Here is a 10,630-nt window from a genome sequence, read left to right as displayed (position 1 = left end):
CGGGGGCGGGCGGGGGGGCGGCGCCGGGGGGGGGGGGGGGGCGGGGGGGGGGGGGGGGGGGGGGGGGCGGGGGGGGGGGGGCGGGGGGGGGGGGGGGGGGGGGCGGCGCGGGGCATGCGGTGACGTCGGGCCGAGGATCAGGCGTAGACGCCGAAGTGGAACAGGGAGTAGCCGTAACCCGTGCCCCGCTGGGTCATGTCGAGGCGTACGTACCGGCCCGACGCGGAGAGGTCGAAGTCGTCGATGCCGCCGTCACCGGTCGAAGTGGCGTACGCCGTCCGCCAGTTCTGGCCGTCGTCCGACACCTGGATCGTGTAGGCCTTCCCGTACGCGGTCTCCCACACCAACTGCGCGTGCCTCAGCTGCTTCACCGACCCCAGATCGACCTGGAGCCACTGCGGATCAGCCCAACTGCTCGCCCAGCGCGTGGTGTTGTTCCCGTCCGTGGCCAGCTGCGGGGTGCACGGGCAGCCGCCCCAGCCGTCGTTCTGGAAGGTGGAGGCGGTCGTCGGCCGGTTCAGCGCCACGTTCGTGCCCGCCACGGGCGGCGGGACCACCCTCACCGAGCGCTGCTCGACGCCCACGTTGCCCCGGCCGTCCTTGACCTTGACGTAGAGCTTCCACACGCCGGTCCTGGCCGGGGCCGTGGCCTTGAGGGTGCCGTTGCCCAGGTTGGTGAAGGGCGCGGAGCTCAGCCCGTTGCCGCCGTCCACGTACTTGCCGCCCCAGAGCACCTCGTACGAGAGCTGGTCGCCCTCGGGGTCGGTCGCCGGAGCCTGGATCGTCACCTCCTTGCCCGCCGGGACGGCGCCCGGGTCGGGAACGGACGGCACGGAGACGGTCGGCGGCAGGTTGTCGCCGGCCGTGTTCCCGCCGAACGCCCGCTTGACCGCGTAGTACGCCTTGCGGCGCTCCCCTGCCGGGGTCAGGTTGAACCAGTGGCCGCCGAAGTCGTACTCGGTGCCGTAGTGGAAGACCGTCGCGCCCAGTGCCACCCCCCGGTGGCCGGTGACGCAGTTCCACGCGTTGGTGTAGCCGTCGGCCTTGGCCTGGTCGCCGGGCTCCAGCGGGACGCCGTTCGCGTCGTTCGGGACCTCCCACTCACCCGCCGGGCCGGTCTCCGTGATGATGTACGGCTTGTTGTAACCACCCTGCTCCCAGGCCTGCTTGACGCCGCAGACCTCCTTGTAGGAGTTGACCGCGTAGAGGTCCAGGTCGGGGGAGTTGCGCTTGTAGTACGTCCAGGCGCCCACCCACGCGTCGGTGGAGGTGACCGGGTGGTTGGCGTCGATGCGGTGGATGGCCTTCGCCACGTCGTTCACGAAGGTCGTGTACGCGGCCCGCTGGTTCTCCAGCTCCGTGCCGCTGTAGCAGTTCTGCAGGCCGAGCACCGATTCGTTGCCGACGTTCCACATCAGCACCGCCGGGTGGTCGCGGTACGCCTCCACCCACTTGGTGAACTCGCTCATCATGTTGTTCTTGTACGTCGTGTCCGTGACGTAGTTCGTGCAGCCGCCGCTGCCCGGACCGCCGCCCGGCTGGAGCCAGAAACCGGCCACGACCTTGATGCCGTTCGCGGAGGCGGCGTCGAACAGCTGGCGGCTGCTCCCGTCGGTGCCCCAGGTGCGGATGGTGTTGGCGCCCAGCGACTTCACGTCGGGGAGCAGGCGCGCGGCGTCGGCCGGGGAGGGTCCCCAGGTGACGCCCTTGACGAGGTACGGGGAACCGTCCACGGTCAGCTGCCAGTTGCCCTGGGAGCCGGTCACCTTCACGACGCTGCCGGCGGCCTGCGCCGGGCCCGCGGGGGCGAAGGTGACGACGCCCGCGAGCAGGGCGGCCGTGGCGACGGTGCTGCGCATGCGGGAGAGCATGCAGGAACCTCCTTGGGAGGGGGCGGGGTGCGGGTGGGGGGAGCGGACGGTGCGGAATCCGCCGTCTCGTACTGGTACTGCGAAGTCCCTTACGGGAGGCGGTAGTCCGGGCCGAGTACGGCGCCGGCCGCCGGGTGGGTCTCGTCGTAGCCGCGGGCGTTGCACTGGAGGCCGCCCTTGATGCAGTGCTCGACCATGGCGTTCAGGGTGCGGTCGTCCCACGCGTTGAAGAAGTCGTAGTGGAACGTGTGACCGGCGCCGCTGGACAGCCTGACCTGGGACATGTCGCCGCTGACCGGGAAGGCCATCTTGAACTCGACCATCGGCACCGCGACCGGGTGGTCGGCGGGGCAGACGTTGTCGTTGTTGCCGGGCTTCACGACCGGATAGGCCATGTGCGCCTTGTGGTCCGGGGTGTCGAGGTTCTTCCCGTCCCAGCAACTGGGAGACTGCATGCGGATGTTGAGCTGGGTGCCGGCCGGGCAGTTGGCCGGGAACTCGACGTTCTTGAAACTGTCACCGCACTCCCAGCCCTCGACCCAGCCCTTGTTGGCGCGGAACTCGGCCGCGGTCTGGGTCGGGCTGCCGACCACGAAGCGCAGACCCTTGGGGAAGGGGCGCACACTCGTGTAGTCGGTGACTCCGGTCTTGTAGTAGATGACCTGGGGGCCGGTGGGCAGGATCTTCTGGCTGCCGTTGAAGAGGCTCGGCATCCAGTAGCCGGACAGGTCGCCGACGGCGTTGCAGGCGGTGCCGCCGGCGCTCAGGGAGGCGGTGGTGCTGTTGCCGTCCGTGCCGGTGTTGCCCATGAAGGTGTGGTCGTGCGAGGTGCCCGGCCGTCCGGCGAAGACGATCGGGTCGTCCGGGGCGGTCTTGGTGACGGCGCAGTTGGCCTGGAACTCGTGGAAGTAGCGGTCCGGCGGGTTGTTCCACGAGGGGGTCACGCCGGTCACCTGCGGCACGGCCGGGATGTAGCCGTCGCCGTCGGGGTCGTCCCCCGTCGCGAGCGGGGCCACGGCGGAGTGGTCCGTGCCCAGGTGGACGGAAGCCGAGTCGGGGGTGGCCTGCGCGGTGAGCGCGGTGGCGCCGAGACCGGCGGCCGCGGTCACGGCGACGGCCGCCGAAACCAGTAGGGCGGACAGGGTCCGCGGTCGGAGCTTCATCGTCTGGACTCCTTCGGACGGAGGGGAGAGCGCTGATGGGAGAGCGCTCTCTCGGATGGCCCGGACAACGCGGGACGGCCGGCGGCCGCCCCGCGTCATCCGGGAGTCAGTGGTCGGTCAGGGGAAAGAGAGGACGGTGGACGGGGTGGTCGAGGTGCCCGAGGTCGCCGCGCCCGTGTCGTTGATGACGTGCGCGTACTGGCCCTTGCCGCCCAGCGAGACGACGAGGAGGTCGTGGAACTTCACGCCGGACTTCACCGGGACCTCGAAGCCGTGGTCCTGGATGATCGTCGGGTCGACGTTGTAGTAGCAGTAGCTGCCGAGTCCCCAGCCCTCGTGGGTGTTCACCGAGTCGGCCACCTTGTAGGCCGCGAAGCCCCTGACCGAACCGTTCTGGACGGCGGCCTGGTTGGGGGCGTCGTACGACTTCTCGTTCTGGAAGAAGATCGTGCGGCCGCGCTCGCCGTTCCACTCCACGTCGTACTTGTTGAAGTGCTCCACGAACAGTCCGGTGGCCAGTACGTCGTCACCGTTGACGCGGAACCCGTAGTCGGAGCGGTTGGTCTCCCAGCCCACCCCGTCGCCGTGGTCGGCGCGCCAGATCCAGGTGTGGTCGACGATCGTGCCGCGGTTGTTGATCACCATGCCGGCCGTGGTCTTGCCCGCTCCGGCGCCGCCGACCCGGATGAACACGTCCTGGACGGTGGTCGGGTTGTTCCCGTGGTCCGTGGTGGCGCCGGCCGGGCCGACCTCCAGCAGGGAGGGGGAGTTGACCGTGCCAGCGTCGATCAGGAAGCCGGCGAGCTTGACGCCGTCCACGTCGGCGACCTTCATCGCGGTCACCCCGTTGTCCGGGACGATGGTGGCGAGGCCGAGACCGAGGACGACCGTGTCGGCGCGGTTGACCTGGATGGTCTGGTCGACGTGGTAGACGCCCGGGGTGAAGAGCAGGTGCAGGCCCTGCGCCAGCGCCTGGTTCATCGTCGCGGCGCTCGTGCCCGGCTTGACCACGTAGAACTGGCTGAGCGGGATCGAGCTGCCCTGCGGGGCGCCGTTGCCCCAGGAAGTGCCGCGCGCGTTCACGCGCTTGGCCGGGACGAACACCTTGTACTCGGCGCCGTCCAGGTAGAGGAACGGCTTCTCCCGGGAGACCGGGGTGGTGTCGAGGGTGGTGTAGCGCGGCTCCGGGAAGCTCTGCGCGGGCGCGCCCTGGGTGCCGGAGAACACCTGGTTCCAGACCCCGTTGGACCAGCCGCCGATGGAGCTGTCACGCGTGTACCACTGCTGCTGCGAGTAGTTGCCGATCTGACCGTCGATCTTCGAGTCGGCGATGTAGCCGCCCGAGGCCCAGCCGTAGCCGGAGGGGGCCAGGTTGAGGCCGCCCTTGACGTGCATGCGACGGAAGGGCGCGGCCTGCGACACGGCCCAGCGGTCGGTGCCGTTGACCGGGTTGAGGGCGAGGTTCTCGGCCGAACGCCAGAAGTTCTGGGTGGCGTTGCCGTTGAACCAGCCGGCGTCGACGGTCACGTCGCCGTTGATGGTGGTGTCGTCGGGGTTGAGGCCGAGACCGGAGATCGAGGTGTAGAAGCCGATCTGGGCGTTGAGGCCGTTGTACGTACCCGGCTTGAAGAGGAACTGGTAGCGGCCGGAGCCGAACTGCGCCGATTCCTGCTGGGCGAAGACCTGGTCCAGCTTGGCCTGGATGTTCGGCGTGGACGGATCGAACACGATCACGTTGGGGCCGAGGTCGCCGCCGCCCGGGAGGGTCGGTCCGGTGCCGGTGGTCCCGTAGACCTGGAACTCCCAGAGCGAGTAGCCGTATCCGGTGGTGCGCTGGGTGCCGTACACGCGGACGTAGCGGGCGGTGCCGGTGATGTCGTGGGTCTGGACGCCGCCGGTGCCGCTGGTCGTCGAGTAGGCGGTGGTCCAGTTGGCGCCGTCCGTGGACAGCTCGACGCGGTACGCCTTCGCGGCGGCGGTTTCCCAGCGCAGGACGACCTGGCTCAGCTGGGCGTTGGCGCCGAGGTCCACCTGTATCCACTGCGGATCGGCGAACTGGCTCGACCAGCGGGTGCCGTTGTCGCCGTCCACGGCGGCGGAGGCGGGGGTGCCCGCGCCTTCGACGGAGGAGGCGGTGGCGGTCTTGCCTTGGGAGAGGAGCGCGGGCGCCGCGGTGGCGGCGGTGCTCGGGAGGAGCACGAGGAAGGCGGCGACCAGTGCGGCCGCGAGGGCGGCCACGGTCACTCGCGAGGGGCGGCGCCGGGGTGGGAGGGGGAGACGGGGAGGGTGATCGGAGAGGAGGGGCATGCGGGGCTACTCCTGACGTTGTGGATCCGGGGGGATCGAAGCGTGAGTGAACTGCCCCGGGGATTGGGCGTCAAGGGTTTGAGCGTTCATGAACTGAAGATCAAATGACGTGTCAATCACGCATCAGGCCTGTGAACTTGGGGTTTCTTCAATCCTTGTGAAAAGTGTTGACGAAAAAACTCGTCAGGGCTGTACTGAGGCTCTGACCGCTCCGTCTCGCCGTGCCCGCTACGGCGGGGCGGAGCTTGGGTCGGAGTCTTCGGTGTGTTCGGAGATTGGGGACTGGCGTGTGGTCAAGAGCGGTTGTGTGTTCGTTACTTGGCGGGACCTGTTGTCAGCGGAGGTCGGGGACGGTTCCGCCGTCGGCCCAGGTCACTTCCGTGCCGGAGAGCCGCGCCGACCAGGGCGCCGTGACGGAGGCCAGGGCGGTCGCGTCCGGCGGTGCGGAACCGAGGCCGATCGCGTAGCGGGCCAAGGTATCCGACCGCTCGAAGGGGCGGGGCCATGCGTGGACTTCCTCGCAGCCGGCCTCGGACAAGGCGTCGAGCAGGGCCAGGACCCGGCCGCGCGTGCGGCCCAGGTTCTCCTCGAAGTCACCGGGGCGGCCCCCCGTCACCGTGACCACGGCCCAGGCGGCATGGCGACGGTGCAGGGGAGGCGGGGTGGGGACGAAGCCGTCGAGGGCGCCGCCTTCAGCGGCGGACCCTTCGAGCGCCTCCCAGGCCGCGTACAGCTCCCGCGCCAGCAGGTCGCGCGTCCCGGGTCCGACCTGGGCGGTGCAACTGCGGACGGGCGCGGACGGGGTGAGGATGGTGACCTCGGCATCAGGCTCGCCGGATGCCGGCTCGGGAGTCCACGGCAGGGCCACCGGCGTGTGCCAGTCCCATGCGGCCCAGGTGGCGAAGAACTCGTGGAGCAGGGGGCCCGGTGAGAGGCCGGGGGCGGTGCGTACCGTGTGCGCTGCCAGGACCGCCCAGGCCAGGCCGGGGAGCCCGCCGAAGGGCGCCGAGTCCAGGCCGCGAGCGCGGGCCCAGGCCTTCACCTCGCGCGCCAGCCGGGCGAACGCTTCGTGCTCCGGGCCCACGAAGCCCCGTACCGCGTCCGCGTCGCTCACCGCGCTCAGGGCCAACGCCGCCGCCGGGCCGAGCTCGGCGCGCCTGGCCACCGCTTCTTCAGGGGGCACCGGCCCGGTGGCCACGAGCACCAGGTCCACGTCCAGCGTGGCCGGGCTCGGCCCCGCCGACCGCCCCGACGGCTGCCGCTCGGGCGCGTCCGGCCCGGCGGATCCCCGCTCCGTCACGCGCAGACGCAGCCCCGGCACCCGGGCGCCCTTCACCTCCCGGAGGCGATCCGCCTCCGGGAGGGCCGCGGCCGTCCGTGCCCGTACCTCCGCGATGTCGGCGGTTCCCGGCAGGGCCGCCACCAGGTCCAGGTCCGCGCCCGGGAGGGCGCAGCCCATCCGGCGCGAGCCGGCCACGTGCACGGCCGCCTCCGGCAGCGCCGCCGCGATCCGGGCCGCGATCCCGGCCGCGATCCGGGCCGCGATCCCGGCCGCGATCCGGGCCGCGAATCCGGCCGCCTCCGGGTCGGCGCCGGTACTCCCCGGCTCCGTCGTCCAGCGGACCTCGCCCGTCCCGAGCTCCACCGTCGCGCGGACCTCCATCGGCCCGTCCCCGCGTCGCGACAGCACGGCTAGCGTGCCCACGCGCGCCGAGCGGCCGCCGCCGAGGCGTGCCGCGAAATCCGCCTCCGCACGCCTCGCGTCCTGGCTGCGGCCAAGAGTCAGGTGCGGGGTGTAGCCCTCGCTCCGGCCCCGGCATCCCGGGAACCGTTCCTCCAGCGCCCGCCGCAGCTCCTGCCACGGTGCGTCGCCGCCGGCCGCCGCCGGGTCCAGCCACAGGGTCGGGCCGAAGCTGTGCACGCCCTCCAGGCGGGTCGTGAACTCCGGTGTCTGCGCCGCCACTTCCGACAGCAGCGGCAGCGCCGCCTCGAAGGAGGACTCCGGTACGAACCCGAACAGCAGGTTCACGTGCGCGGGCCAACGCCCCGCCTGCGGGTCGTGTTCCCGTCGCACCGCCTCCACCCCCGCGTCATGCGGAGGCAGCCACGCCACCGCCGTCCGTGCGGTCGGCCGTACGTCCAGCAGTGCGCGCCCCGCTCCGTCCGGCGGCCCGAATTCCAGCGCGGCCTCGATCCCGTAGTGGTCGGAGATGAACAGCCCGTCGGGAGCGGGGGAGTTGCCGCGCAGGGCGGCACCGGTTACCCGAACTCCGGCCGAGCGCAGCAGGATTCGGTCCAGCCGCGAGGCGCGCCCCGTCAGCGAGCCGACGGCGGCGAGGGGGTTGGCGACCGGATCGAAGGTGGGTGTCTCGTCCGCCGCCCCGTGTACGTCGTTCCACGCGTCCCGCAGCCCCAGCGCGGCCGCCGGCCCCTCGGCCCCCGAACGCCCGTCGTTGAAGTCTCCGAGCAGTGCGACCGAGTCCGCTTCGATGCCCGCCAACCCCTCTGATATCCGGGTCAGTTCGGCCGAGCGTCGTGCGGCTCCGTTCTCGGTGTGATCGCTCGTCAGGTGGGTGGCCGCCACCACCAGCGGCCCGCCCGCCGTGTCCACGGTGACGGCGACGACCGCCTTGTGCGGTCCGAGCGCGTGCGCGCCCGCCTCCCGCACCGGCAGCCGGCTGAGCACCAGGAGCCCGCTCTCGGCCACGTCCCGTCCGCGGGGATCGGCGGCGACCGTGTACCCGGCCCGTACCCAAGGCTCGGCGAGCAGCATGGCGAGCAGCTCCCGTTCCACCTCCTGGAGCGCGATCACATCGGCGTCGGCCGCCGCCAGGTCGGCCAGCAGGAGCGGCCTGCGCCGCGCGGTGGAGATGCGCGGGGCGTCGTACCGGTCCCAGAGCGTGTTCCACGTCAGCAGCCGCACCCTGGCGGGACCCGCCCCACGGGGCCCGTCCTCGGGCGCCGGTCGCCACGCGCCGTCGCCCGACGGGTCCCACGCGTAGGGCGTCCGCGCCGTGAAGAACGGCGCCCGCAGCAGCCGCGGATCGCGGACCTGCCCGGCCGGGGTGGTGCCGATGACGTCGATCCCCGTCGCCCGGTCCCACACCAGCTCGCCGTCCGCCTCGACGAACAGCACCCGGTGCCACGGGACGTCGCCGCCGGGCACGAACGAAGGCAGCGGGACCCGCTTCGGCGCCGCGCCGCGCTGGAGCAGTCCGAGTGTGAACCGCGCCGGGTCGAAACGGGGGTCCCAGCGGACCTGGTGGTAAAGCTCTTCGCTGGTACGCATCAGCTGTCCCCGCCCGTCGTCGCTGCTGCTGCGGCGGCCATGGCCGTCGCCGTCGCCGTAGCCGTCGCAGCGACGGGAGCCGTCGCCGTCGTGATCGTGCCCGCCGTGTCCTCGACGGTTCCGCTCGCCCCGATGTACCAGGTCCGGTGCGCCTCGCCGGGGTACGGGGGAGCGAACCGGTGCAGCTGCGAGGTCAGCACGTGCGCGGGTACGGGGTGTGCGCGCCTGGAGTTGCGGCGCAGCAGCTCGGCCTCCTCGACCAGGACGACTGCGTGCGTGACCAGCGCGTTCCGCCGCCGGGCGACCGCGCCGGCCAGCCCGCGCTGCTGCCCGGTGAGCGAGGTGGCGTCCCAGACCACCGTTCCGCCGCTCCGCGCGGCGGCGGCCAGCGCCGAGTCCAGCCGGTCCAGGCCCTCGCGGAGCACGTCCGCGTTGTCCCGCTGGCTCGCACGGGAACCCCGGGCCGTGCGCAGATCGTCAAGACTGATGTACGCCTCCACCCCCGGCAGGGCGCGGGCGTACGTGCTCTTCCCGCTGCCCGAAGGGCCGGACAGCTGCACCAGCCGGGGGAAGGACGCGCCGTCCCGCCACCGCCAGGTCGCCGCCACCGCCTCCTCCGGGCCCGACAGCTTGCCCTGCCCGTACGCCTCGCGGGCCTCGGCCCAGCAGCGGTCCGCCGCGTCGGCGTCACCGAGGCCGGCAGCGGCCAGGGCCTCCCGCAGCCCGGCCCGCAGCGGCTCCAGCGGTGCGGGCCTGAGTAGCCCCGCTTCCTCGGCGCACAGGGCGGACCACTCGACGGCTTCGACGGCCTCGGCTGCTTCTACGGATTCGGCTGCCCCGACGCCCTCGGCTGCCCCGAGGCCCTCCCCGTCCGCGCCGGGCTTCGCCGGAACCGCCCTCGCCAGCGCGTGCAGCACGCCCAGGTCGGCCGCCTCCACCATCCGTACCAGCCCGGCATGACGCTCGGGGTCCGGGTAGGGGAACGGCCTGCGCAGCGCCGGATACAGGCCGACCAGGTCCGCGACCCGCCGTGCCGTCGCCATTCCGAGGGGCCCCGCCGCCAGCCGCGCCGCGAGCCTGGCCCGAGGTACGCCGTGCAGCGCGGCCGCCAGTATCCCGGCCAGCCGCTCCTCTCCGGACCGCCGCACGCCCAAGCCGTCGATCCGCTCGGCCACTTCGGCGACGAGTTCCGCGGCCCCGGCCCCGACGCCGCCCCCGATCCCGGCTGCCGGAGGAACGGATCCGGCCCCCACGCCCTCCGCCATCCCCACCGCGCGCAGCAGACCGGCCACATCCGGTTCCCCGCCCGACCGTACGTCCCACAGCGCGGCCGCCGGACCGAGCCCGTTCGGCACCACCTGGGCGTACATCCAGTGCGTGTCCGTCTGCACATGGCCGCCGCGCACCCACTTGGCCACGCGGCGCCCGAAGTCCGCCCGCTCGAAGCCCGCGACCGTCCGGACGACGTACCCTTCCTGCCGCGTCGTGTCGAGCCGCAGCTTGCGCAGCGCGCGCTCGTCGAAGACGCCGCGCCAGAGCACACGCGGTCCGGGCACGCCGAGGCCGCGCAGGAAATCCACGGTCCGGTCCCAGTCCAGGCAGCTGTCGCCGTCCCACACCGAGAACGCGTAGAACCACGCGTCGAGTTCCTCGTACGCCAAGGAATGCCGCGCGTACATGTTCTCCCCGCACACCCGCCAACCGGCCGGAATGCCCGCGCCGATACGGCTCTGCAGGCCCTTCACCCAGGCCCGCGACGGATGGTGGCCCGAGTCGAGCGAGCGCGCGTGCAGGCCGTCGGCGTAGAGGGTGGTGTTCTCCCCGTCGAGCTTCTCGGTGACCACGACCTCCCGCCCGGCCAGCCCGGCCAGACCGTCGGCCCCGGTGGCCCGCAGGTCGTCGGAGGTCACACCCGGTGACCACGGCAGATGCGGGGTCCTGGGGTAATGGGTGCGCATGGTCCGCTCCTGCTCGACGACGGTGGTACCCGGTCACTCTAG

Annotated in this window: 5 protein-coding genes; all 5 read right to left on the bottom strand. The window is 72.4% G+C overall.

The features are described from left to right. Window positions 1-137: 137 nt before the first annotated feature. Window positions 138-1,871 carry a discoidin domain-containing protein gene (locus ACFXDJ_RS04335; RefSeq protein ID WP_384659684.1) on the bottom strand — a complete coding sequence of 578 codons (1,734 nt, stop codon included), beginning with the start codon at window positions 1,869-1,871 and terminating at the stop codon, window positions 138-140. 89 nt (window positions 1,872-1,960) lie between these two features. Next, window positions 1,961-3,034: a DUF1996 domain-containing protein gene (locus ACFXDJ_RS04330; RefSeq protein WP_384659686.1), complete on the bottom strand. Its 1,074-nt coding sequence runs from the start codon at window positions 3,032-3,034 to the stop codon at window positions 1,961-1,963. A 117-nt stretch (window positions 3,035-3,151) separates the two neighbouring features. Continuing rightward, window positions 3,152-5,341 carry a discoidin domain-containing protein gene (locus ACFXDJ_RS04325; protein ID WP_384659689.1) on the bottom strand — a complete coding sequence of 730 codons (2,190 nt, stop codon included), beginning with the start codon at window positions 5,339-5,341 and terminating at the stop codon, window positions 3,152-3,154. Between the two features lie 334 nt (window positions 5,342-5,675). After that, the gene (locus ACFXDJ_RS04320; protein WP_384847717.1) at window positions 5,676-8,630 is read right to left on the bottom strand and encodes a poly(A) polymerase; all 2,955 of its coding nucleotides are present in this window, start codon (window positions 8,628-8,630) and stop codon (window positions 5,676-5,678) included. After that, window positions 8,630-10,588: an RNA ligase family protein gene (locus ACFXDJ_RS04315; protein ID WP_384659695.1), complete on the bottom strand. Its 1,959-nt coding sequence runs from the start codon at window positions 10,586-10,588 to the stop codon at window positions 8,630-8,632. Before ACFXDJ_RS04315 ends, ACFXDJ_RS04320 begins: the two co-directional genes overlap by 1 nt. Window positions 10,589-10,630 lie beyond the last annotated feature (42 nt).

The sequence above is a fragment of the Streptomyces sp. NPDC059443 genome (assembly GCF_042750105.1).
In the GTDB taxonomy this organism is placed as follows: domain Bacteria; phylum Actinomycetota; class Actinomycetes; order Streptomycetales; family Streptomycetaceae; genus Streptomyces.
The sequence above is the reverse complement of the archived record's forward strand: the minus strand, read 5'-3'. Positions and strand labels throughout refer to the sequence as shown.

Bases quoted from the DNA above. Each gene is read 5' to 3' on its own strand.
- ACFXDJ_RS04335 (WP_384659684.1), bottom strand. From the start codon at position 1,871: ATGCTCTCCCGCATGCGCAGCACCGTCGCCACGGCCGCCCTGCTCGCG.
- ACFXDJ_RS04330 (WP_384659686.1), bottom strand. From the start codon at position 3,034: ATGAAGCTCCGACCGCGGACCCTGTCCGCCCTACTGGTTTCGGCGGCC.
- ACFXDJ_RS04325 (WP_384659689.1), bottom strand. From the start codon at position 5,341: ATGCCCCTCCTCTCCGATCACCCTCCCCGTCTCCCCCTCCCACCCCGG.
- ACFXDJ_RS04320 (WP_384847717.1), bottom strand. From the start codon at position 8,630: ATGCGTACCAGCGAAGAGCTTTACCACCAGGTCCGCTGGGACCCCCGT.
- ACFXDJ_RS04315 (WP_384659695.1), bottom strand. From the start codon at position 10,588: ATGCGCACCCATTACCCCAGGACCCCGCATCTGCCGTGGTCACCGGGT.